The 23836-nt window shown below is 69.7% G+C and carries 20 protein-coding genes and 1 pseudogene; 14 read left to right on the forward strand and 7 right to left on the reverse strand.

Features of this window, described 5'->3' with window-relative positions; translation table 11 throughout:
• Nucleotides 1-29 precede the first annotated feature (29 nt).
• The 4 genes from M2271_RS14875 to M2271_RS14890 all read left to right on the forward strand — a co-directional run bounded on the left by M2271_RS14875 (nt 30) and on the right by M2271_RS14890 (nt 4746).
• Nucleotides 30-974 (forward strand): NTP transferase domain-containing protein, encoded by a 945-nt coding sequence (locus tag M2271_RS14875; protein ID WP_280887712.1) that lies wholly within the window; start codon nt 30-32, stop codon nt 972-974.
• On the forward strand, nt 971-2395 hold the full coding sequence (locus tag M2271_RS14880) for a molybdopterin molybdotransferase MoeA (RefSeq protein WP_280887657.1): 1425 nt from the start codon (nt 971-973) through the stop codon (nt 2393-2395). Before M2271_RS14875 ends, M2271_RS14880 begins: the two co-directional genes overlap by 4 nt.
• Nucleotides 2392-3489: a potassium channel family protein gene (locus M2271_RS14885; RefSeq protein ID WP_280887658.1), complete on the forward strand. Its 1098-nt coding sequence runs from the start codon at nt 2392-2394 to the stop codon at nt 3487-3489. Before M2271_RS14880 ends, M2271_RS14885 begins: the two co-directional genes overlap by 4 nt.
• A gap of 276 nt (nt 3490-3765) precedes the next feature.
• Nucleotides 3766-4746, forward strand: a complete 981-nt coding sequence (locus M2271_RS14890; RefSeq protein ID WP_280887659.1) for an NAD(P)H-quinone oxidoreductase — start codon at nt 3766-3768, stop codon at nt 4744-4746.
• Nucleotides 4747-4772: 26 nt separating this feature from the next.
• On the opposite strand, the gene M2271_RS14895 is transcribed toward M2271_RS14890, so the two are convergent.
• Nucleotides 4773-5453, reverse strand: a complete 681-nt coding sequence (locus M2271_RS14895; RefSeq protein WP_280887660.1) for a hypothetical protein — start codon at nt 5451-5453, stop codon at nt 4773-4775.
• A 137-nt stretch (nt 5454-5590) separates the two neighbouring features.
• Here M2271_RS14895 and M2271_RS14900 point away from each other — a divergent pair, with 137 nt between their 5' ends.
• Entirely contained in the window at nt 5591-6133 is a 543-nt protein-coding gene (locus M2271_RS14900; RefSeq protein WP_280887713.1) for a bacterial proteasome activator family protein, read from the forward strand.
• Nucleotides 6134-6288: 155 nt separating this feature from the next.
• Here M2271_RS14900 and M2271_RS14905 read toward each other — a convergent pair whose 3' ends face one another.
• The gene (locus tag M2271_RS14905; RefSeq protein WP_280887661.1) at nt 6289-7956 is read right to left on the reverse strand and encodes a Stk1 family PASTA domain-containing Ser/Thr kinase; all 1668 of its coding nucleotides are present in this window, start codon (nt 7954-7956) and stop codon (nt 6289-6291) included.
• A gap of 375 nt (nt 7957-8331) precedes the next feature.
• Between M2271_RS14905 and M2271_RS14910 the strand changes: the two genes are divergently transcribed.
• A complete protein-coding gene (locus M2271_RS14910; protein ID WP_280887662.1) occupies nt 8332-9945 on the forward strand; it encodes a protein kinase in 1614 nt (537 codons plus the stop codon).
• Between the two features lie 137 nt (nt 9946-10082).
• On the opposite strand, the gene M2271_RS14915 is transcribed toward M2271_RS14910, so the two are convergent.
• Nucleotides 10083-11321: a phosphotransferase gene (locus M2271_RS14915; RefSeq protein WP_280887663.1), complete on the reverse strand. Its 1239-nt coding sequence runs from the start codon at nt 11319-11321 to the stop codon at nt 10083-10085.
• A gap of 633 nt (nt 11322-11954) precedes the next feature.
• On the opposite strand from M2271_RS14915, the gene pdhA reads away from it, so the two are divergent.
• The 3 genes from pdhA to M2271_RS14930 are packed head-to-tail and all read left to right on the forward strand — an operon-like array spanning nt 11955 to nt 15601.
• Nucleotides 11955-13166 carry a pyruvate dehydrogenase (acetyl-transferring) E1 component subunit alpha gene (gene pdhA, locus M2271_RS14920; protein WP_280887664.1) on the forward strand — a complete coding sequence of 404 codons (1212 nt, stop codon included), beginning with the start codon at nt 11955-11957 and terminating at the stop codon, nt 13164-13166.
• A 1-nt stretch (nt 13167) separates the two neighbouring features.
• Nucleotides 13168-14160 (forward strand): alpha-ketoacid dehydrogenase subunit beta, encoded by a 993-nt coding sequence (locus tag M2271_RS14925; protein WP_280887665.1) that lies wholly within the window; start codon nt 13168-13170, stop codon nt 14158-14160.
• A gap of 10 nt (nt 14161-14170) precedes the next feature.
• On the forward strand, nt 14171-15601 hold the full coding sequence (locus tag M2271_RS14930) for a dihydrolipoamide acetyltransferase family protein (protein WP_280887666.1): 1431 nt from the start codon (nt 14171-14173) through the stop codon (nt 15599-15601).
• Nucleotides 15602-15712: 111 nt separating this feature from the next.
• Here M2271_RS14930 and M2271_RS14935 read toward each other — a convergent pair.
• Nucleotides 15713-16534 (reverse strand): annotated as a pseudogene (locus M2271_RS14935) (Bro-N domain-containing protein).
• A 21-nt stretch (nt 16535-16555) separates the two neighbouring features.
• The gene (locus M2271_RS14940; protein WP_280887667.1) at nt 16556-16993 is read right to left on the reverse strand and encodes an ATP-binding protein; all 438 of its coding nucleotides are present in this window, start codon (nt 16991-16993) and stop codon (nt 16556-16558) included.
• 242 nt (nt 16994-17235) lie between these two features.
• Between M2271_RS14940 and M2271_RS14945 the strand changes: the two genes are divergently transcribed.
• Complete coding sequence (locus M2271_RS14945; protein ID WP_280887668.1) at nt 17236-18117, forward strand: helix-turn-helix transcriptional regulator; 882 nt, start codon at nt 17236-17238, stop codon at nt 18115-18117.
• Nucleotides 18118-18123: 6 nt separating this feature from the next.
• On the forward strand, nt 18124-18339 hold the full coding sequence (locus M2271_RS14950) for a DUF397 domain-containing protein (RefSeq protein ID WP_280887669.1): 216 nt from the start codon (nt 18124-18126) through the stop codon (nt 18337-18339).
• A gap of 273 nt (nt 18340-18612) precedes the next feature.
• On the opposite strand, the gene M2271_RS14955 is transcribed toward M2271_RS14950, so the two are convergent.
• Nucleotides 18613-19464: a D-alanyl-D-alanine carboxypeptidase gene (locus tag M2271_RS14955; RefSeq protein ID WP_280887714.1), complete on the reverse strand. Its 852-nt coding sequence runs from the start codon at nt 19462-19464 to the stop codon at nt 18613-18615.
• 307 nt (nt 19465-19771) lie between these two features.
• Between M2271_RS14955 and M2271_RS14960 the strand changes: the two genes are divergently transcribed.
• The gene (locus M2271_RS14960; RefSeq protein ID WP_280887670.1) at nt 19772-20422 is read left to right on the forward strand and encodes a GntR family transcriptional regulator; all 651 of its coding nucleotides are present in this window, start codon (nt 19772-19774) and stop codon (nt 20420-20422) included.
• Nucleotides 20419-21747 (forward strand): MFS transporter, encoded by a 1329-nt coding sequence (locus tag M2271_RS14965; protein ID WP_280887671.1) that lies wholly within the window; start codon nt 20419-20421, stop codon nt 21745-21747. Before M2271_RS14960 ends, M2271_RS14965 begins: the two co-directional genes overlap by 4 nt.
• A 194-nt stretch (nt 21748-21941) precedes the next feature.
• Here M2271_RS14965 and M2271_RS14970 read toward each other — a convergent pair whose 3' ends face one another.
• Nucleotides 21942-22766: a maleylpyruvate isomerase family mycothiol-dependent enzyme gene (locus M2271_RS14970; protein WP_280887672.1), complete on the reverse strand. Its 825-nt coding sequence runs from the start codon at nt 22764-22766 to the stop codon at nt 21942-21944.
• Between the two features lie 181 nt (nt 22767-22947).
• On the opposite strand from M2271_RS14970, the gene M2271_RS14975 reads away from it, so the two are divergent.
• On the forward strand, nt 22948-23784 hold the full coding sequence (locus M2271_RS14975; RefSeq protein WP_280887673.1) for a carbon-nitrogen family hydrolase: 837 nt from the start codon (nt 22948-22950) through the stop codon (nt 23782-23784).
• Nucleotides 23785-23836: the final 52 nt, after the last annotated feature.

Here is a 23836-nt window from a genome sequence, read left to right on the forward strand (position 1 = left end):
GCTACGGCACGCATACTCGGGGGGTGACCATGCACGAGCCGAAGGGCGCCCGAGGCGCCGCCGATGGCGGGTACGACGCCGTCGTGCTCGCCGGAGGTGCCGCCCGGCGGCTCGGCGGGGCGGACAAGCCCGGGGTGCGGGTGGGCGGGCGCGCTCTGCTCGACCGGGTGCTCGCCGCCTGCGCCGACGCGGACACGACCGTCGTCGTCGCCGATCCCAGACCGACCGCGCGGCCGGTGACCTGGACGCGCGAGAGCCCGCCCGGCGGCGGTCCGGTGGCCGCACTCCACGCCGGGCTCCGGCACACCACGGCCCAGGACATCGTCGTACTCTCGGCCGACCTGCCGTTCCTGACCGAGGAGACCGTACGGCGGCTGCTCATCGCCCTGCGTACGAGCGGCGTCGAGGGCGTGCTGCTCACCGACGCCGACGGCCGCGACCAGCCTCTCGTGGCGGCGTACCGCAGGACCGCACTGCGCCGGGAGCTGACCATGCTCAACGGCGCGGCATCCAGGGTCGGCTCCACCGCGGGCGGCGGCCTCACCGGGCTGCCCCTGCGCCGGCTGACCGCAGGGCTCGACCTCACCCGGGTCCCCGACCCCGTCGCGTCCTTCGACTGCGACACCTGGGACGACATCGCCACCGCCAGGGCACGTATCAGGGAGCATGGGCACGTGTTGGATGAATGGATTACCGCAGTCAAGGACGAACTGGGCATCGACCTCGACGTCGACATCGGCGTCCTGCTCGACCTCGCTCGCGACGCCGCCCACGGCGTGGCGCGGCCCGCTGCCCCGCTGACCACCTTCCTCGTCGGCTATGCGGCCGCGCGCTCCGGAGGCGGCCCGGAGGCGGTGGCCGAGGCGTCCCGCAAGGCCGCCGCCCTCGCCCTGCGCTGGGCCGACGAGGCCGCCGACGCCACGCCGGACGCGGCCCCGGCCGCCACGCCCGACCCCCGTCCGGCCGCCGAATGACCGCCCGCGCCACCCGGACCGGCGAGGGTGCCGAGGGCGCCGAGGACCTCGACGTCGAAGAGGTACTCGCCCTCGTGAACGACCGCACCGACGGCCGTACCAGCCGTACCAGCCAGACCAACCGCCGCACCGCCGGTGATCACACCCCCGCGCCCCGCACGCCCGGCGGCGACCGCGGCACCCCTCGCCCGCCCGGCCACCAGCAGGACGGCCGCCACCAGGCCACCCCCTGGCGTGAGGCCCGCACCCTCGCCGAACGCGCGGGCCGCACCGGAGGCCGCCACCGCGCCCCCGTGTCCGTCACCCTCGACTCCGCCCTCGGCCTCACCCTGGCCGCCCCCCTCGCCGCCCTCACCGACCTGCCCTCCTTCGACACCTCCGCGATGGACGGCTGGGCGGTCGCCGGCCCCGGTCCATGGGACGTACGGGAAGAAGGTGTCCTCGCCGGGCATGCCGAGCCCGAGCCGCTCACCGACGGCGAAGCCGTCCGGATCGCCACCGGCGCACGCATCCCCCTCGACACCACCGCCGTGCTGCGCAGCGAGCACGGACGCACCGACGACAAGGGCCGTCTGCACGGTACTCGGGGGGTGATCCCCGGGCAGGACATTCGCCCCCGCGGGCAGGAGTGCCGCAACGGCGACCAACTCCTCCCGGTGGGCGCCCTGGTGACCCCGGCCGTGCTCGGCCTGGCCGCGGCCGCCGGGTACGACACGCTCACCGCCGTACCCCGGGCCCGCGTCGAAGTCCTTGTCCTGGGCGACGAGTTGCTCACCAAGGGCACCCCGCGCGACGGGCTGATCCGGGACGCGCTCGGCCCCATGTTGCCGCCCTGGCTGCGTGCGCTGGGCGCCGAGGTCACCGCCGTGCGCCGACTCGGCGACGACGCCAAGGCCCTGCACAAGGCGATCACGACCTCCGGCGCCGACCTGATCGTCACCACCGGCGGCACCGCCTCCGGCCCTGTCGATCATGTCCACCCCACCCTGCGCCGCATCGGCGCCGAGCTGCTGGTGGACGGCGTGAAGGTACGCCCCGGGCACCCCATGCTGCTGGCTCGCATCGAGGAGAACCAGCACCTAGTCGGTCTGCCCGGCAACCCCCTCGCGGCCGTTTCCGGGCTGCTCACGCTCGCCGAGCCGTTGCTGCGCACGCTCGCGGCACGGCCCGCGCCGGAGCCGTACACGCTGCCGCTCCAGGACGAGGTGCACGGACACCCGTACGACACCCGGCTCATCCCCGTGGTTCTGCGCGGTGACAGTGCCATGCCGCTGCACTACAACGGTCCGGCGATGCTGCGGGGCATCGCGGCGGCCGACGCCCTGGCCGTCGTACCGCCGGGCGGCGCGCGAGCCGGTCAGGAGACCGAACTCCTCGATCTGCCCTGGGCGAGCGCCGGGATCGGGGTGTGTTTCACGTGAAACTTCCGGGCCATGACGCGATCGCCCGCCAGGCGGGTGAGCATCTCGTGACCCATCGGGTGAAGCTTCCGCGCAAGGTGGTGGAGCATCCCTTCCGCCAGGTGGCTCAACGGCTGTCGATGGCCCTGCTGGTCCTGGTGGCGACCGCGTTGATCGTCTACGCCGACCACGACGGCTACAACGACAACTCCGACGGTTCGGTCGACTTCCTGGATTCCTGGTACTACGCCACCGTCACCCTCTCCACCACCGGTTACGGCGACATCACCCCGGTCAGCGACGCCGCCCGGCTCACCAACATCTTCGTCATCACGCCCCTGCGCGTGCTGTTCCTGATCATCTTGGTCGGCACCACGCTCGAGGTCCTCACCGAACGCACCCGGGAGGAATGGCGGCTCAACCGTTGGAGGTCCACCTTGCGCGACCACACCGTCGTCGTCGGCTTCGGCACGAAGGGGCGGTCGGCCATCCAGACCGTCTGTGCGACGGGGCTGAAGAAAGAGCAGGTCGTGGTGGTCGACCCGAGCAGCAAGGTGATCGACGCCGCGACCGCCGAGGGCTACGCCGGGATCGTCGGGGACGCGACGCGCAGCGAGGTGCTGAAGCGGGCCGAGGTACACAAGGCGCGGAAGATCATCATCGCCACCCAGCGCGACGACACAGCCGTCCTCGTCACGCTCACGGCCCGGCAGCTCAACAAGAGCGCGAAGATCGTGGCCGCCGTTCGGGAGGAGGAGAACGCGCCGCTGCTGAAACAGTCCGGCGCCGACGCGGTGATCACCAGCGCCAGCGCCGCCGGACGTCTCCTCGGGCTGTCCGTGCTCAGTCCCGCCGCCGGCATGGTGATGGAAGACCTGATCCAGCAGGGCAGCGGGCTCGACATCATCGAACGGCCGGTCATAAAGGCCGAGGTGGGCAGGCGCCCGCGGGAGACGGACGACCTGGTGGTGAGTGTCGTACGTGGGCACCGGGTGCTCGGATACGACGATCCGGCCGTCGGCACACTGGAGTTGACGGACCGGCTGATCACGATCGTGCGGGTGACACCGGGCTCACAGATCGCGCCCGACGCCCGCCCGCTGCCTCAGGGTTGAGCACGTGCGGTTGTGCGGCCGCATCGCGATCGCCCGAAGACCGCGATGAACAGGCCAGCTCAGCAGGCTCAGCACCAGCCCAAGCACCAGCCCAGCGCAGCACCCAGGCGATCTCGGCGATCTCGCCGACCGGCCGGATGCCCGCCATCAGGACGGTCTTCGGGTCGGTTCGATGCAGCGAGGCGACCCCCTGTTGGTGGTCGAGAGGTGGTCGAGAGGTGGTCGAGTGGGCGGTCGGGCGGATCGGGTGCGTGGGCGAGGGGTAGCGTCCCCTTCATGTATGCGATCACGATTCCCGAACCTGGTGGGCCCGAGGCGCTGTTGTGGGGCGAGGCCCCGGACCCCGTCCCCGGCGAGGGCGAGGTGCTGGTCGAGGTGGCGGCCAGTGCCGTCAACCGGGCCGACATCCTGCAGCGACAGGGCTTCTACGACCCGCCGCCCGGCGCCTCCCCCCACCCCGGCCTGGAATGCTCCGGACGGATCGCCGCACTCGGCCCCGGTGTCTCCGGCTGGTCCGTCGGCGACGAGGTGTGCGCGTTGCTCGCGGGCGGCGGCTACGCCGAGAAGGTCGCCGTGCCGGCCGGTCAACTGCTGCCCCGGCCGCAGGGGCTCGGCCTCAAGCAGACGGCGGCACTGCCCGAGGTGGTCTGCACGGTCTGGTCCAACATCTTCATGATCGCCCACCTCCGCCCCGGCGAGACCCTCCTCGTGCACGGCGGGTCCAGCGGCATCGGCACGATGGCCATCCAGCTCGCCAAGGCCTTCGGCGCCAAGGTCGCCGTCACTGCCGGCACCAAGGAGAAGCTGGAGCGCTGCGCCGAACTGGGCGCCGACATCCTGGTCAACTACCGCGAGCAGGACTTCGTCGAAGAGGTCAGGAAGGCCACCGACGGGGCCGGCGCCGACGTCATCCTCGACAACATGGGCGCCCAGTACCTCGACCGGAACGTGCAGGCCCTCGCTGTCAACGGCCGCCTCGCGATCATCGGCATGCAGGGCGGCGTCCAGGCCGAGCTGAACATCCTCAACCTCCTCACCAAGCGGGCCGCGATCAACGCGACCTCGCTCAGGGCCCGCCCGCTCGGTGAGAAGGCGGCGATCGTGGCGGCCGTACGCGAGCACGTCTGGCCGCTGATCGACGCCGGTCATGTACGTCCGATCGTCGACCGGGAGATCCCCATGAGCGACGCTGCCGCGGCACACCGGGTGGTGGAGGAGAGCGGCCACATCGGGAAGGTCCTGCTCGTCGCTCCGTAAAGGCACACTCCGTAAAGGCACTGGGGTCAGGAGGCCCCCCGCCGCACCCGGAGCGCGAGGAACGCGAGCCCCAGACCGAGCCCGACGAGGATCAGCCCGCTGCCGAGCGGCAGGATCTCCAGCCGGGGCTCGGCGGGCCGCCCGGCCGGCTGCTCCGCCCCTTGCGGTGATGCGGACGGCACGGGGACGGCCTCCCTCGGCACTTCCGGTACGGCGCTGACGTCGTCGTCCGCCTGGCTGTCGAGGTCGCCGTCGGCTTCTTCGTTGCCCCCGGCTTCTTCGTCGCCCGCCGCCTCTTGGTGGTCCTCCGCCTCCTCATCGGTGTCCGCGGCGTCTGTGGCGTCCACGGCGTCCTCGTCCTGCGGCACCGCTTCCGACTCCACCGGCTCCCGCCGCCCCGGCCGTTCCCTCCCCTCACCCGCGCGGCTCCCGGCCCGCGAGGGCGCGGCGCCGGAGGGAGAGGGAGCGACGGAGGCCGAGACGGAGGGGGAGGCCCGCAGGGGCCCGTGCGCGGGCGCCGAGCCCGACGGGGAGGACTCGCCGCCGTGCACTCGCGCCGCGCCGTACGCAGACCCACCCGCGTACGCAGACCCACCCGCGTACGCAGCCGCGCCGCCCCCGTACGCTGCCGCGCCCCCGCACAAAGCCATGACCCCGCCCGCCCCCACCACGATGACCAGTACCGCCGCCCGTGCCCATGGAGTCACGGAACAAGCCTGGCATCTGCCCATCAACCCGGCATTTCTGAGGGGTCCAGAGGAACCGGCGGGCGTCTTGAACGGTGGATCAGCCCTTACCGGGGGCACCACGCTGAGGAAATGTCGTGGTGCGAGAGAATGGCGGCATGGAGATGCCGAGGAACGAACGGTCGCCGGAGAACCCCCAGATCCTGGTCGTGGGTCAGGACGGAATGGCTCTCGGTGGCGGAGGCGACGAGGACTCCCGCGAGGTTCCGGTGACGGAGATGGTCGAACAGCCGGCGAAGGTCATGCGGATCGGAAGCATGATCAAGCAACTGCTCGAAGAGGTCCGCGCGGCTCCCCTGGACGAGGCGAGCCGGGTGCGGCTGAAGGAGATCCACGCCAGCTCGGTGAAGGAGCTGGAGGACGGTCTGGCTCCGGAGCTCGTCGAGGAGCTGGAGCGGATCTCCCTGCCCTTCACGGACGACAAGACGCCCAGCGACGCGGAACTGCGGATCGCCCAGGCCCAGCTGGTCGGCTGGCTCGAAGGTCTCTTCCACGGGATCCAGACCACGCTGTTCGCCCAGCAGATGGCCGCGCGCGCCCAATTGGAGTCGATGCGCCGGGCCCTGCCTCCAGGCGTAGGAGGTCCGGAGGGCACCGACGACCTCCGCTCGGGCGGCCGCTCGGGCGGCCCGTACCTGTAAGTCCTTTATCAATAAGTCCTTTACCGTAAGCCGTCCAGGCTTGACGAAGCCCGACCAAGCCTGATGAAGCCCGACCAAGCCTGATCAAGTCGACGAACGAGGAGGGCCAGGGAGCCTGCGTCAGCGCTGCCGGGCCCTCCTCCTGTCGGGAGCCATCACGGCGGGTTGCCCGTGGAGACGTCGAACTGCATCTTCGGCGGTTCCTTCGGGTCGAAGTCGGTGCCCGCGGAGGGGAACTGCTTCATCACGGTGCCGTCGCCGAACGTGTTCTCGTCGACGTGGTTGTTCTGGTATTTCCAGCCCGCCGCCTGAAGGCACGTGATGACCGAGTCCCAGTTCTTGTACTGGAAGTCCGGCATCCGCACCTTGCCGGGGTCGTTGTACGACTCCTCCGGCTCGGTGCAGTCGGTCGTCTCGACGGTCTTCGTCGTGTCCGGTCCGCGGTAGCCCGAGGCCTTGGACGCCGAGGTCGAGGCACTGGCGCCGTTGCCCCCGCCCGCGGTGTCGCCGCTGCCGCCGCCGCTCATCAGCGCTGTGACCAGCCCGCCCACCGCGACCAGCGAGACGACGATCGAACCGATGACCACCGGCCTGTTGCTCTTGCCGCCACCCCCCGAAGGGGCCGACTCGGGTGCGAGGTTGTACGGCGGCGGGGTCGACGCGCCGTGCTGCGCGCCGTGCTGCGGGGCGTACGCGGCCGGGCCGGGCGTCTGGTAGCCGCCCTGCTGCGGATAGCCGTACGCCGGGGAGGGCGTCGGCGGCGCGGGAGTGGCGTACGGATTCGGGGGCGGCTGGTATGGCGCCTGGACGTGACCCTGGGGCGACGGCGTCTGGACGTGACCCTGGGGCGACGGCGTCTGGCCGACCGGCGGGAACACCGCGGAACCGACGCCCGCGCCGCTCGGCGTCGGGGCGCCCGGGACGATGCTCGGGGCGGCCGACTGGAAGGACGAGGCCACGCGCAGACACTCGTCGCGCATGGCCTCGGCACTCGGAAAACGCTCGTTCGGGTTCTTCTTCAGCGCCCGGGCGACCAGCGCGTCCACGGCCGGCGGCAGGGCGCGGTTGACCGACGAGGGAGCGACCGGCTGCTCCTGGACGTGCGCGTACGCGATCGCCAGCGGTGAGTCCGCGTCGAACGGGAGCCGCCCGGTGACCAGCTGGAACAGCATGATGCCGACCGAGTAGAGGTCGGAGCGGGCGTCCACCCCGCGGCCCAGCGCCTGCTCCGGCGAGAGGTACTGGGGGGTGCCGACGACCATGCCGGTCTGGGTCATGGAGGTGACCCCGGACTGCATGGCACGCGCGATGCCGAAGTCCATGACCTTGATGACCCCGCGCTTGGTCATCATCACGTTGCCCGGCTTGATGTCGCGGTGGACCAGCCCCATCTCATGGCTGATCTCCAGCGCCGCCAGCACATCCGCGGTGATCTTCAGGGCCTTGTCGGCGGGCATCGCGCCGTGCTGCCGTACGTCCGCGTTCAGCACCGAGCCGAGGGGCTGGCCCTCGACGTACTCCATGACGATGTACGGCATGTTCGCACCGTCGAGCTCGTCCTCGCCGGTGTCGAAGACCGAGACGATGTTGGTGTGCGTGAGCTTGGCCACGGCCTGGGCCTCGCGGCGGAAGCGCTCGCGGAAGGCCTGCTCGCGGCCCAGCTCGGTGTGGAGTGTCTTGATCGCGACCTGGCGGTCGAGCACGGCGTCGTACGCGAGGTGGACCGAGGCCATGCCGCCCTCGCCGAGCAGGTCGCGCAGCTGATAGCGGCCGCCCGCCAGCGCCCGCCCCGAATACCGGCCGTGTGTGGCGTCCTGGCTCATGTTCTGCGCCCCCCGTACCCTTTCGGACGCCGGCGAATGTGGCGGGTGCCGAGTCGTCGATCCCGACAGGATCTCGAAAATCGTTGATCCAATGTGCTATTCCCGGCCAAGTCTGCCCGAGGGCACGGACACGTCAAGCTCGGTGCCCGTTCCGTGACCGTAAGCGAAGGAAGCGTCGCGGAAGCGTTACCGCGAACGCACGACCGGTACACAGGATTTGCACGCCGACATGTATGACGGGTTTGATGGCCGGTCTGTCTCGGTCCGGCCCGCCGGGCCTTCCCGGACCGGAGGCTTGCGCGGAGGCTGTAGCGTGGCCGACGGAGACCGTAACAACACCGCGCGCACCGCGGGCAGAAACGACGGCGAGGACTGATGGCACAGCAGCAGCGCGCTCAGGGCCCGTCCGACCCCGAGGCGACTGGCGGCGGAATGTCAGATGCGCCGGAAATGTGGGGTAACGGCGGACTGGTCGGCGACGGCCGATATCGGATGACCCGCAGACTCGGACGCGGCGGCATGGCCGAGGTGTTCGCCGCCGAGGACGTACGCCTCGGGCGCACCGTGGCGATCAAGCTGCTGCGCGCGGACCTCGCCGAGGACCCCGTCTCCAAGGCGCGCTTCACGCGCGAGGCACAGTCGGTGGCCGGGCTCAACCACCACGCGATCGTCGCCGTGTACGACTCCGGCGAGGACTTCGTCGGCGGCCAGTCAGTGCCGTACATCGTGATGGAGATCGTCGAGGGTCGCACGATCCGCGATCTGCTCCTGAACGCCGAGGCGCCCGGGCCCGAGCAGGCCCTGATCATCGTCTCGGGTGTCCTGGAGGCGCTCGCCTATTCGCACCAGCACGGCATCGTGCACCGCGACATCAAGCCGGCCAACGTCATCATCACCGAGAACGGCGCCGTGAAGGTGATGGACTTCGGCATCGCCCGCGCCCTGCACGGCGCCTCCACGACGATGACGCAGACCGGCATGGTCATGGGCACCCCGCAGTACCTCTCCCCGGAGCAGGCGCTCGGCAAGGCCGTCGACCACCGTTCCGACCTGTACGCCACGGGCTGTCTGCTGTACGAACTCCTGGCGCTGCGGCCCCCGTTCACCGGCGAGACCCCGCTGTCGGTGGTCTACCAGCACGTCCAGGACATCCCGACGCCGCCGTCGCAGGTCTCCGACGGCGTTCCGCCGGAGCTCGACGGCCTCGTCATGCGGTCGCTCGCCAAGGACCCGGACGACCGTTTCCAGACGGCCGAGGAGATGCGCGGGCTGATCCAGTACGGCCTGCAGATGCTGTACGAGCAGGGCGGCCACACCGGCACCTGGAACACCGGCCCCGTCGGCGCGCACGACGGCCGGCACACCCCTGCGGTGGGCATGGCCGGCACGGCCGTACTGCCGCACCCCGGGGCCGACCCCTCCGGCACCGCGCAGATCCCGCAGCCGATCCTGCCCAACCGCTACGGCGGCGAGGACGAAGGCGGCTTCGAGGGGCACGGCGGCAAGGGTGGGGGCCGCGGCAAGCTGTGGATCCTCGCCGTCCTCGCGGTGATCGCCATCGCGGCGGGCGTGGCGCTCGCGCTCAACGGCGACAGCGACAAGAGCGGCGGCAAGACGAACACGAGCCCGTCGCCGACCACCAGCTCGAAGACCACCACCGACGAGACGGCCGACGAGACGCCATCCGACGAGCCGACCGACGAGTCCACCGACACGGACACGGACAACGGCACGGGCACGGGTACATACCCGGGTACGGGTTCCGGTCCGGACTACACGCCCTCGTACAAGCCGTCCTACGAGCCGTCGCAGTCGGCCACGGGCAAACCGACGCCCGAGACCCCGGTGGACACCGGGACGCCCGAGACCCCTGCGGACACCGGGACGCCCGAGACCCCTGCGGACACCGGGACGCCCGAGACCCCGACGGGTGGTCCGGTCGGGGGCGTCACGGGCGACGGCGGGACCGAGGGCGGCGGCGCAACCTGACGGTCCGACCCCCCACCGCAGCAGCAACCCCGCGCGCGTGCGACCCGGAAACGGGCTCCACGCGCGCGTGCTGTTGTGCAGGCCGTCCTTAAGAGAGGTCTCTCCATCGACGACCCCTCATCTCCATCGACGACCGCTCAGTCCGCGAACGCGTCGCACACCGCGTCGTACTCACGTGTCCACCACACCGCGAGCGCCGAGGCGGCCGGGAACTGGGGGTCCGCGCGGGTGTCGCCGCGCTCGTAGTGCCAGCGCAGCATCCAGAAGTCGTTCAGACGCTCCCACCACACGCGGTGCGCGGCCGCCGTGAGCTCGGAGGGCGTGGCGCCGGCCGTACGCCGGTACGCGCGCGCGTAGGCCCGCACCTTCGGCAGGTCGAGGGCGCCGGTGGGCAGCACGAAGAAGATCGCGGCGGCGCGTACGGTCTCCTCCGCGCGGGGCTTCACTCCGAGCCGGTCCCAGTCGACGATCGCGGCCGGGGCGTCGCCCTGGTAGAGCAGGTTGAAGGGGTGGAAGTCCCCGTGCACCCAGCCCACCGAGCCTCCGCGCGGAGGCCGTCGGTCGGCGTGCCGTTCCAGCAGCGCGCGCCGCTCCAGGAGCCGGTGCCGGGCCAGCTCGTCGAAGGAGTCGGCGGGCCGGTGCCGGCGTACACGGACGAGTAATTCGTCGATGAGGGTGAAGGTGTCGGCAGGGTCAGGACTGTCTGCGGGATCGGGACTGTCGGCAGGCTCAGGACTGTCTGCAGGATCGGAATTTTCTGCCGGATCGGGACTGTCGGTAGGGCCACGATGGTTGGCAGGGTCGATCCTGTCGGTAGGGCCACGATGGTTGGCAGGGTCGATCCTGTCGGCAAAGTCAGGACGGTAGGCAGGGTCGGTTCTGTCGGTAAGGCAACGACGGGCGGCGGGAGCCGGACTCTCCGCCCGCGGGGGCTTGTCGGCCGGCCGGGCGCGCGTCCGCGGTTGCCTGGGCATCACGTGTTCCAGGCTCGCGTGCACCATGCCGAGCAGCGCCCCGAGCCGTGCGCACTGGGCGCCGGTGAGCTGGCCGCCGTGGCGGTGGCGGCCCTCGATCCAGGGGTGCAGGGCGTAGGCGTGGCCGCCGACGACGGCGACCGTGCGTCCGTCGCGGCCGGTCAGCGGGGGTGCGACCGGGACGCCGAGGTCGGCCAGTCGCTGGGTGGCCCGGTGCTGGCGGGCGATCGCGGCAGGGTCGGCGGTCTCGGGGTCGAAGTGATGCTTGAGGAAGTAGCGGCCGCGGGTCGTGCACAGGCGGTAGCCGCGGTTGAGCAACCCCTGGTCGACGGGCTCGCAGGTGAGGACGGACCCGGCGGCGTACTGGCGGAGGAGGGCGCCCAACGGGGGCGCGTGGGGCATGAGCGGTGGTACAGAGGAGCGCGGCACGCTGCCCGATGCTAGGGCACCGACAGGGCCTCCGAGCTGGGAGTTGTCACAGGCAGTCGCTTTCGATCACGGGAGGTGCTCGAAGTGGCTCCCGGGGCTGGTTGTGAACGGCAACGCCAGCTGACCGTTCCGACCGTTCCGACCGTTCCGACCGTTCCGACCGTTCCGACCGTTCCGACCGTTCCGACCGCACGGTCGGGCCGTCCTCTCGAAACTGCCGTCCAGGAGCCGCGAATGCCTGACTTCTCCGTCTTCGCGGACGCGGTCCGTCTCACACGGGGTCTGTGATCCCTCCCTCGGCCTACCCTTCCCGTGACCTGGGTCACCGGGATAACGTGCCGTTGTTCCGGCCCCCTGCAAGGCTGTGACCAGGAACTGTTCCCGGTTTTGCGTTTTTACTTGGAAATCCAAGCAAAAACGCAGGTCAGGAGGGGTTTCACAGAAATGTGGGGCACTGGGTAACGTGCCCTGTGCAGGGCGCTCGCCGGGGCAACCTGTCACGCCTGTTCCGAACGGGCCGCACCCACCCCGTGCGTCCTTGAGGAAACAGGTGAGCCGCACTGGCGCCCGGCGAACCCGGGTAGCCGGACCGACGGAGGAGCACACGTGACCGTGGAGAGCACTGCCGCGCCCACACCGCGACGCAGCGCAGGTACGACCGGTGCGAAGAGCACGGCCGGCAAGCGCCCGACTGCCAAGAAAGCCTCGGCGACCGCGAAGAAGCCGCCAGGGGGTGAGCCCGAACTCATCCAGTTGCTGACGCCCGAGGGCAAGCGCGTCAAGAGCGCCGCCTACGACAAGTACGTCGCCGGCATCACTCCCGAAGAGCTCCGCGGTCTGTACCGCGACATGGTGCTCACCCGCCGCTTCGACGCCGAGGCCACCTCGCTGCAGCGCCAGGGCGAGCTCGGGCTGTGGGCCTCGCTGCTCGGTCAGGAGGCCGCCCAGATCGGCTCCGGCCGCGCCACCCGCGAGGACGACTACGTCTTCCCGACCTACCGTGAGCACGGCGTCGCCTGGTGCCGCGGGGTCGATCCGACCAACCTCCTCGGCATGTTCCGCGGTGTGAACCACGGCGGCTGGGACCCGGACAGCAACAACTTCCACCTCTACACGATCGTGATCGGCTCCCAGACCCTGCACGCCACGGGTTACGCGATGGGCGTCGCCAAGGACGGCGCGGACAGCGCGGTCATCGCCTACTTCGGCGACGGCGCCTCCAGTCAGGGCGATGTCGCCGAGTCCTTCACGTTCTCCGCGGTCTACAACGCCCCCGTGGTGTTCTTCTGCCAGAACAACCAGTGGGCGATCTCCGAGCCCACCGAGAAGCAGACCCGTGTCCCGCTCTACCAGCGCGCGCAGGGGTACGGCTTCCCCGGCGTCCGCGTCGACGGCAACGACGTGCTGGCCTGCCTCGCGGTCACCAAGTGGGCGCTGGAGCGCGCCCGCAGCGGCGAGGGCCCGACCCTGGTCGAGGCGTACACGTACCGCATGGGCGCCCACACCACCTCCGACGACCCGACCAAGTACCGGGCCGACGAGGAGCGCGAGGCATGGGAGGCGAAGGACCCGATCCTGCGCCTTCGCCGCCATCTGGAGGCCTCAAACCACACGGACGAGGGATTCTTCGCGGAACTGGAGGCGGAGAGCGAGGCGTTGGGCAGGCGAGTGCGCGAAGCGGTCCGTGCCATGCCGGACCCGGACCGCTTTGCCATCTTCGAGCACGTGTACGCGGACGGGCATGCGCTCGTCGACGAGGAACGCGCGCAGTTCGCCGCCTACCAGGCGTCGTTCGCGGACGCAGAGGGGGGCAACTGAGATGGCCGGGACGACAACGTCAAAGAGCCTGCCACTGGCGAAGGCGATCAACGAGTCGCTGCGCCGTGCCATGGAGACCGACCCCAAGGTCCTGATCATGGGTGAGGACGTCGGCAAGCTCGGCGGGGTCTTCCGGGTGACGGACGGTCTGCACAAGGACTTCGGCGAGAGCCGGGTCATCGACACCCCCCTCGCCGAGTCCGGCATCGTGGGCACGGCGATCGGCCTGGCGCTGCGCGGCTACCGGCCGGTGGTGGAGATCCAGTTCGACGGTTTCGTCTTCCCCGCCTACGACCAGATCGTCACGCAGCTGGCGAAGATGCACGCCCGGTCGCTGGGCAAGGTCAAGATGCCGGTCGTGGTGCGGATTCCGTACGGCGGCGGGATCGGCGCGGTCGAGCACCACTCGGAGTCACCCGAGTCGCTCTTCGCGCACGTGGCGGGGCTGAAGGTCGTCTCCCCCTCGAACGCGTCGGACGCGTACTGGATGATGCAGCAGGCCATCCAGAGCGACGACCCGGTGATCTTCTTCGAGCCGAAGCGGCGTTACTGGGACAAGGGCGAGGTCAACACCGAGGCGATCCCGGGCCCCCTGCACAAGGCCCAGGTGGTCCGGGCGGGCACGGACCTGACGCTGGTCGCGTACGGCCCGATGGTGAAGCTCTGCCGGGAGGTGGCCGACGCCGCCGCCGAGGAGGGCAAGTCCCTCGAAGTGCTGGACCTGCGGTCGGTGTCCCCCCTCGACTTCGACTCCATCCAGGCCTCGGTGGAGAAAACCCGTCGCCTGGTGGTGGTGCACGAGGCCCCGGTGTTCTTCGGTTCCGGCGCGGAGATCGCGGCCCGGATCACGGAGCGCTGCTTCTACCATCTGGAGGCCCCGGTGCTGAGGGTCGGCGGCTATCACGCCCCGTACCCGCCGGCCCGCCTGGAAGACGAGTATCTGCCGGGCCTGGACCGGGTACTCGACGCCGTCGACCGCTCGCTGGCGTACTGAGGAGAGGGTCGTGACGACGATGACGGAAGCGTCCGTACGCGAGTTCAGGATGCCGGACGTGGGCGAGGGCCTCACGGAGGCGGAGATCCTCAAGTGGTACGTCCAGCCTGGTGACACGGTCACGGACGGCCAGGTGGTGTGCGAGGTCGAGACGGCCAAGGCGGCCGTCGAACTGCCCATCCCCTACGACGGGGTGGTGCGGGAACTCCGTTTCGCCGAGGGCACCACGGTGGACGTGGGCACGGCGATCATCGCGGTGGACGTGGCGGGCGGCGGCGCGGCTGCCACCGAGGCGCCGGCGGCGGCTCCCGCTGAGGCCCCGGCACTCGCGGAGAAAAACCCCGAGCAGAACCCCGAGAAGAAGCCCGGTGAGCCGGAGGGCTCCGGCCGTGTGCCGGTCCTCGTCGGCTACGGCGTGGCGGTCTCCTCCACCAAGCGCCGCCCCCGCAAGGGCCCGGAGATCCCGGTCCAGGAGGCGTCGACAGAGATCCAGGCGGAGCTGAACGGCCACGGTACGGCCGCCTCGGTCAAGCCCCGCCCGCTGGCCAAGCCGCCGGTGCGCAAACTGGCCAAGGATCTGGGTGTGGACCTGGCGACGGTCGTCCCGTCCGGCCCGGACGGCATCATCACGCGGGAGGACGTGCACGCGGCGGTGACCCCGGCGCAGACCGCTCCTGAACCGGTGACGCAGGCTCCGGCCGCTTCGGCACCTCAGGCGCCGGTGGCGTCGTACGACGGGACGCGTGAGACCCGTATCCCCGTCAAGGGTGTCCGCAAGGCCACCGCCCAGGCCATGGTCGGTTCCGCGTTCACGGCCCCGCACGTCACCGAGTTCGTGACGGTCGACGTGACGCGGACGATGAAGCTGGTCGAGGAGCTCAAGCAGGACAAGGAGTTCACGGGCCTGCGTGTGAACCCGCTCCTGCTGATCGCCAAGGCGCTCCTGGTGGCGATCAAGCGCAACCCGGACATCAACGCGTCCTGGGACGAGGCGGCTCAGGAGATCGTGCTCAAGCACTACGTCAACCTGGGCATCGCGGCGGCCACCCCCCGCGGCCTGCTCGTCCCGAACATCAAGGACGCCCAGGCCAGGACGCTCCCGCAACTGGCGGAGTCCCTGGGCGAACTGGTCTCGACGGCACGGGAGGGCAAGACATCCCCCGCCGCGATGCAGGGCGGCACGGTGACGATCACCAATGTCGGCGTCTTCGGCATCGACACGGGCACGCCGATCCTCAACCCGGGTGAGTCGGCGATCCTCGCGGTCGGCGCGATCAAGCTCCAGCCGTGGGTCCACAAGGGCAAGGTGAAGCCCCGCCAGGTCACGACCCTGGCGCTCTCCTTCGACCACCGTCTGGTGGACGGGGAGTTGGGCTCCAAGGTGCTGGCGGATGTGGCGGCGATCCTGGAGCAGCCGAAGAGGTTGATCAGCTGGGCGTGACCAGCCGGGACGGGATTCGTTGAACCTTGGAAGGGCGGCCGCAAGTACCTGTTGCGACCGCCCTTTTGCCCTTCCACCCTTCAGTCCGTCAGAACCAGTCCAGCACGTCCGTCAAGAGCGGTCGAGTACGTAGACAGGCGCCCCGTCCTCCGTCCCGCCCCGTGAGTGGATGCAGGCGTGCTTGCGCAGCAGACGCAGGCATTCGTTGACACGGTGCACCGACAGCCCGGTACGTGCCGCGATCGCATCGAGCGGCTGACGCAGCTCACCCTGCTCGACGAGAACCGGGGCGATCACCACCGCCACCGCCCAGACGTCCGACGTCACGGACAGCCGCTGCCGCCAGTCGGCCAGTACCGACTCGGTGGTCGGCTGCGCAGAGAAGTCGGCGGTGGGCGTCGGACGGTCGAGCGTCATGACGTCGAGCCGGGTCGCGATGCGATCCACGGCCTGGGCGATGGCTTGCTGCGTGGCGAGCGTGGCGCGCTGCATCTCCAGCATTTCCCTTTGCACAGCGAGCGATTCGCGTTGGGCGACCGTAAGCTCTTCGTCGACCCGAAGATTGTGCGCCTCAAGCCGGACGATGGCCTCCGCGACCTGCTCCGGCATCGCGTACGCGATCGGAGCCCTCAAGTCGGCGGGCTGCACCTCGGCCTCGTGGAGGGCGTAGGAGCAATCCCCGCTGGACCGTCTCGATCACCTCGACGCCCCCTTGTCTGAAGGGGGCGCAGGTGGGTTTGGTGCAGCCGTTGACGAGGAGGGTCAGGCCCTGAAGATCGATGAGGCGCAAGTCTCGGCGCCACTCCCGATCTGCGGGAATGCTGAGACAGTGACCTCCAGTCACTGTCTCGAGAATCTCTCGGTGCTCATCAGGCACATGTTCGGATGCCCCAACTCCTTGCAGACATCCACCGCCGGAAGCCACCGCGGCAGCGTCGAAGAAGGCTCAGCGGACTACGGACCAGGGCTCCCCGGAATATCCAGTTCCGCCCAGATCGTCTTGCCGACGGTGAGCTTCTCCACGGCCCAGCGGCAGGCGAGCGCACGGACGATGAGGAGGCCGCGGCCGAACTGGTCGTCGGAGGCGGCTGTGTAGGGGATCGGGAGGCGTTCTCCCCGCGGGTCGGTCACGGCCACCCGGAGAGCGTTGCCTTTCAGCGACGTCTCCACGCGGAACAGGCGGTCCCGGAGACATCCGTGCAGCAGGGCGTTCGTACACAACTCGCTTGCCAGCAGTGCCGCGTCGCCGGCGGCGCCGGGGTGGCCCCAGTCGACGGCGAGTTGAGCGACGTGTCTGCGGGCGCGGGTGATGTTCTGCGAGTACGGGGCGTAGCTGACGGCGTCGTAACGGTCGTAGACCTTGGGGTGTGCGGGAGGGCAGGAGTCGGTCATGGAACGCACCTCCTTGTGCGATGTGGGGGTAGTTGGGGTGGCTCCGCCGTGGAACGTCAGTGAGGGCATCACAGTGCTGCACCTCACCCAACCGATTTCTCTTAGTGAGCGACTGGGTACTGACGGTAGCCTCTCCGTGGGATGGGCAGCAACCAACTTGGACAGAAAGATTGCTGTCCCTGGTTTTGAGGTTGGGGGCATCGGACCCCAGACTGGGGCGACTGATCGGGAGGGAGCGCGACATGGCAGGCACGAATCCCGACCGAGGGAAGACGATCACGACCGTTCTGGGGCGTCGCCTCGGTGGAGAGCTGCTGCGCATGCGGGAGGAGTGCGACCTGCGTCAGATGCGCGCTGCCGAGGCTCTGACGGCCTCAGTGACGAAGGTTGCGAAGATCGAACGGGGACAGGTACCTCTGCGGGATCCCGATGTCAGGGCTCTGTGCCACCTGTACGGCGAGTCCGACGAATCGGTGATCGGCAAGCTGCTGGCTCTGGCCAAGGCGGACCGAGAAAGGCGCAAGGCCAAGGGGTGGTGGAACCAGTACCCGCATCTGACGGCCCAGATCGAGTACGTGGCCTTGGAGGATATCGCCACGGAACTCCGCACCTGGCAACTGACCTTCGTCCCCGGCCTATTGCAGACAGCTGACTACGCTCGTGCCCTCGCGGTCGGGAACGGGGCCTGGAAAGATCTGGACGAGATCGAGACCTTCGTCGAGGCGAGGATGGCTCGGCAGGTGAGACTGACCGGCGAACGCCCGCTACAGCTCTGGGCGTTGCTGCACGAGGGAGCACTGCGCCAACTGGTCGGCGGGCGGGACGTCATGCGGGCACAGTTGGAGCACCTGTTGGAGGCCGCGCACCTGCCCAACGTGCGGGTGCAGATCGTCCCGTTCATCGTGGGTGCTCACCCTGGGATGACCTGTGCTTTCACGGTGGTGTCCTTCGCGGAACCCGGTGCCCTGGACGTCGTACAGGTGGATACCTTGTCGACGAAGGTCTGGCTGGAGAGCGAAACTGATGCTGCCCACCACAACGCGATTTTCGATCGCATCACGCGGCTCGGGCTGGCACACAGCAACTCCGTCAGACTCATCGACAGTGTCCGCAAGGAGATGTAGGCCATCGTGTCCGAGTTCGACTTCAGGAAGTCCACGTATAGCAGCGGCGACGCGCACGGCGAGTGCGTCGAAATCGCCCGCAACATCCCCGGCACCATCGCCCTCCGTGACTCCAAGAACGCGGACGGACCCATAGTCCAGCTGGCCGCCCCGGCGTGGGCGGCGTTCGCGGATGGGCTCCGTCGGATGGGCCGGAACGGCCATCAGGCGCCGACACTCTGAGGTCCGACGGGGGACGACGATTCCGGCAGGTGCGGGGTGGAGCGGGCCGGCGGGCAGGCGGGCAGGAGCGCTCCACCGGACCGGCGTCACCGGTTCGAGTGAGCCAACGTCATCGGGTCGTCTCCCCCGACGTAGCCGCTGACGCGGTGCAGGAAGAGTTGGCCGTCCTCGTACAGCGCCGGATCCTTCCGAGGTCGCCGTCAGCTGGGAAAAAGGGCCCCTCGAATTCGCCGGTGGCGAGGGGCCCTTCACCTGTTGCTAGCTGACGTATCGTCAGCCCAGCTTCGCGAAACCGTAGTTCATCAGCTTCTTCGCGTCGGCCTCCCGATTCGGGATGGAGGTGGAGGCGAGGACGGTGCCGATGACCGTCTTGCCGTTTCGGGTGGCGGCGAAGACGAGGCAGTACTTCGCCTCGGGGCCGGAGCCCGTCTTCACACCGATCGTGCCGCTGTAGCTGCTGAGCAGCCCGTTGGTGTTGGTCCACGTGCCCATCGTGCGGGTGCTGCCCGTCTTGGTGACGGTCTTCGCGGTGTATGCCTTCGTCTTCACCAGCGCACGGAACGAGGCGTTCTTCATCGCGCTGCTGGCGATCTTCGTCAGGTCGCGCGGCGTCGAGTAGTTGGAGCCGCTGCCGATGCCGTCGAACGAGTCGAAGTGCGTGTTCGTCAGACCGAGGCTCTTCGCCTGGGTGTTCATCTTGCCGATGAACGACTTCACCCGCGCCGCACGCGTCGTGCCGGAGCCGAACTTGTCGGCCAGTGCGTACGCGGCGTCGCAGCCGGACGGCAGCATCAGCCCGTACAGCAGCTGCCGCACGGTGACCTTGTCACCGACGATGAGATGGGCCTGGGAGGCGTTGTTGGCGACGACGTAGTCGCTGTACGCCTTCGCGATGGTGACCTTGGTGTCCAGGTTCAGGTTCGGCTGCGCGAGCACCACCTTCGCGGTCATGATCTTCGTCGTGGAACCGGTGGAGCGCTTGGTGTCAGCGGCCTTGCCGAGCAGCGTCGTGCCGGTCGCGTTGTTCATCACGTAGCCGCCGGCGGCGACGATCGTGGGCGTGGCTACGGCCTGCGCGGGTGCCGCGGTGAGGGCTCCGGTCGCGAGGACGGCGCCGGCGGTCATGGCGACGGCGGCGGCTCTGCGGAAGCGGACAACCTGGAAGCCGTCCTTGATGGCGGTTATCAACTGAGAAACCCCGATTGTCTCGAATGCCCTTGAAGTGCGGCCGTGTTGAGGTGATGCGAAGAAAAAGGGGCCGCAGGTGTGTGACACGTAACTAGCACAGAAAGTTGTACGGCCGCTGAGGCGGGGTCAGGTTTTTTGCCGGAAGATCCCTCGATCGTGTGCCGAGGGGGAGTGCGGGTGCCGCTACCGTCCCGTATGCCGGACGGTCTCCATCATGTGTACCTGTTGTATCTATGATGTCGGCATGTCCCTGGCCGTGAAGCTCCCGCCCGCCGCCGACCGCGTCTACACCCACGTCAAGCAGGGTGTTCTGGACCGCCGTTACGAAGGCGGCATCCTCCTCACCGAGGGTGAACTCGCCGAGGCCGTCGGAGTCTCTCGCACACCGGTGCGCGAGGCGCTGCTCCGGCTGGAGGTCGAGGGGCTCATCAAGCTGTACCCGAAAAAGGGAGCCCTCGTCCTGCCCGTCTCCGCCCAGGAGATCGCGGACGTCGTCGAGACCCGGCTGTTGGTCGAGGAGCACGCGGCCCGCAAGGCCGTACCGGCCCCCGCCGGGCTGATCGAACGGCTCGAAGGGCTGCTGGCGAAGCAGAAGGAGCAGGCCGCCGCGGGCGACCTGGCCGGGTCCGCTGTCACCGACCGCTGCTTCCACGCCGAGATCGTCCGCAGTGGCGGCAACGAGATCCTCTCCCGGCTCTACGACCAGCTTCGCGACCGCCAGTTGCGGATGGGTGTCGCGGTGCTGCACTCCCACCCCGGCCGGATCGCCAAGACCCTCGTCGAACACGAGGAGATCCTGGAGGCGCTGCGCTCCGGGGACGCGGAGGCCGCGGTCGAGGTCGTCCACCGGCACGTCGGCTGGTTCTCGCACCTGGCCCGGGGCGAAGTCCGATGAGCGGTTCCTCGGCATCTTCAGCCTCCTCGGCATCCTCGGGTTTGCTGCCCGGCGATCCGCCGGGCGGCCGGCGCGCGATGGCCGTCTGGGGCGTCGGTGTCTCCGTCTACTTCGTCGCCGTCATCTTCCGTACGTCCCTCGGGGTCGCCGGCCTCGACGCGGCCGACCGTTTCCACGTGGGCGCCTCGGCGCTGTCGACCTTCTCGATCCTCCAGCTCCTCGTGTACGCGGGCATGCAGATACCCGTCGGCCTGCTGGTGGACCGCCTCGGCACGAAGAAGGTGCTGAGTCTGGGCGCGGTGCTCTTCACGGCCGGTCAGCTCGCCTTCGCGTTCTCGCCGTCGTACGGCATGGCCCTCGCCGCGCGCGGGCTGCTGGGCTGCGGGGACGCGATGACCTTCATCGCCGTACTGCGGCTCGGCACCCGCTGGTTCCCGGCCCGCCGCGGACCCATGGTGGCGCAGTTCGCGGGCCTGATCGGTATGGCGGGGAACCTGGTCTCCACTCTCGTCCTGGCCCGGCTGCTGCACGGCGTCGGCTGGACGGCGGCTTTCGCGGGCAGCGCGGTCGCGGGTGTCGTCGTCCTGGTGTTCTTGCTGCTCTTCCTCAAGGATCACCCGGAGGGACACGAGCCGGAGCCGTTCCCGCACCACGGGGCCGCGTACGTACGGCGGCAGATCGCCGCGTCCTGGCGGGAGCCGGGGACGCGGCTGGGGATGTGGGTGCACTTCACGACCCAGTTCCCGGCGATGGTGTTCCTGCTCCTGTGGGGGCTGCCGTTCCTGGTCGAGGCGCAGGGACTGACGCGGGCCACGGCCGGTGAACTGCTCACTCTGGTCGTGCTGTCGAACATGGTGATCGGATTGGTGTACGGCCAGATCGTCGCCCGGCATCACGGGGCACGGCTGCCGCTGGCGCTGGGCACCGTGGGGGCGACTTCGCTGATGTGGGCGGTGACCCTGGCGTATCCCGGTGACCATGCGCCGATGTGGCTGCTGGTGGTGCTGTGCACGGTGCTGGGATCGTGCGGGCCGGCGTCGATGCTCGGGTTCGACTTCGCGCGGCCGGCGAATCCGCCGGAGCGGCAGGGGACGGCGTCCGGGATCACGAACATGGGGGGCTTTATGGCCTCGATGACGACGCTGTTCGCGATCGGAGTGCTCCTCGACGCCACGGGCGACAACTACACCGTGGCGTTCTCCTCGGTGTTCGTGCTGCAGGCCGTCGGGGTCAGCCAGGTGCTGCGGCTGCGGAAGCGGGCGGCTCGGCGGGAGCGGGAGCGGTTGGTGGCGAGCCGGGTGGAGACGGTGCACGTACCCGCGTGACGCGGGCGTGACTGCGGGCGGGCAGAGCATGTACCCCCCACCCGGAAGCGCCGGGCCGCGCGGCCCACCTCACCGGCACTGCGTAGTGCCTCCTCAGCACCGCCACTCCACCGCCACTGCGCACTGCCACCTCAGCACTGCCACCCCCACGGCACTGCGCACTGCCACCTCACCGGCACTGCCACCCCCACGGCCTACGGCGTCACCGCGAAGTTCCTCAGGATCGACCCCGTGAGCGCGGGGTCCCCCTCCGCCTTCACCCGGTCCGACACCGCCTCCGGTGTCACGCGGCCGCAGGCGAGGCGGACATACGTCTCCCAGTCGAGGGAGAGGGTGGCGGCCGGGCCGAGGGCCGGGGTGGATTCGAGGGTGCCGCGGCCCTGGATGTCGACGCGGATCGTGCGCAGGAACTCGACGGGACCGTGCACGTCGAAGACGATCGCCGAGCTGCGCGGTGCGTCGGCCTTGACCGACACGACCTCGGGCAGCGCGTCGAGCAGCACGTCACGGGCGATGTGCGCGCCGGGGGAGTCGAGGTTGCCGGGGCGGCCGAGGGCGGTACGCAGGTCCTGTTCGTGCACCCACAGGTTGAACGCGTGGGAACGCATCGCCTCTTCGAGGGTGAGTTCGGTGCTCTGCGGGCCGCGCACCTTGGTACCCGGGTCGCGCGACTCGTTGCGCAGCTGGCGGTTGCGCCGGATGATCACGTACTCCAGCTCGGAGGTCATCTCGGGCGCCGTGTGGTGGCGGCGGACGTCGACCTGCATCTCCATGTAGCGCTGGTTGTCGTTGGTGACGTGGAACAGATCGCGCGGAAGCGTGTGGATGGGGCGCGGGTCGCCGAGCATCTCGCAGTCCAGGCCGATGACGTGGGAGACCACATCTCGCACCGACCACCCGGGGCAGGGGGTACGCCGGTTCCACTCTCCCTCCACAAGGGGCAGCACCAGCTCGGATATCGCGTCGATGGAGTGGGTCCAGGCGTCGGCGTAGGGCTGGAGGGTGGGATGCAGACTCACGGAACGGGACCCCTCGGCGGTCGGTACTCGGGTGGTTGTGGCGGCGGCGTTGCCTGCGGGAGGTAGCTGTCGGCGGGTGTCTTGAGACGCTAAGTTACGCTGCTGCGAGGCACCCCGGCAGTGCTTTCGTGTGACGATCGTAGGCCCGTATGGACGGCTCGAATGCCAGGACGGTGGTAGTGTGCGCGCCTCTCTGATCCAGATCGCCGTCGACGAGGGCGAATCGGTCGAGTCCCGCCGACGTCGCGTGGCCTCACTGGTACGGGGTCAGGCCGGTGTGGATCTCGTCGTCCTGCCCGAGTTGTGGACCACGGGTGCCTTCGCGTACGAGGATTTCGGGCGCGAGGCCGAACCGCTCGAGGGACCGACCTACGAGGCCATGGCCAAGGCCGCGCGCGACGCGGGCGTGTGGCTGCACGCGGGCTCGATTCCGGAACGGGCGGTGTACGACCGGGCGGCGTCTGACAGCGGCTCCCCCGCGGGTGGCGGACCCCTTTACAACACCTCCCTCGTCTTCTCACCCTCCGGCGACCTGGCCGCCGTCTACCGCAAGATTCACCGCTTCGGCTTCGACAAGGGCGAGGCCGTGCTGATGAGCGCGGGCGAGGATCTGGTGACGGTGCGTCTGCCGGATACGACCATCGGTGTGGCGACCTGCTACGACCTCCGTTTCCCCGAACTCTTCCGCGGTCTCGTGGACGCCGGCGCCGAGACCCTGGTGATCCCCGCGGGCTGGCCGGAGCGCCGCCGGGCGCACTGGACGCTGCTGGCTCAGGCGCGGGCGGTGGAGAACCAGGCGTTCGTGCTCGCGTGTGGAACGGCCGGGACACATGCCCGAGTTCCGCAGGCGGGTCACTCGATCGTGGTCGATCCGTGGGGCACCGTCCTGGCGGAGGCGGGCGCCGACGAGGAGATCCTCACGGTCGACTTCGACCCTGCGAAGGTCGCGACGACCCGGGAGCAGTTCCCGGCGCTGAAAGACCGGGTGCTGGGGCTCAGGGCTCCGGACAGGGGTTAGCCCGTCAGCCCGTCAGTCCGCCAGTCCGCCAGTCCGCCAGACCGTGCGTCCG

The sequence above is a fragment of the Streptomyces sp. LBL genome, assembly GCF_029893585.1.
Lineage (GTDB): Bacteria > Actinomycetota > Actinomycetes > Streptomycetales > Streptomycetaceae > Streptomyces.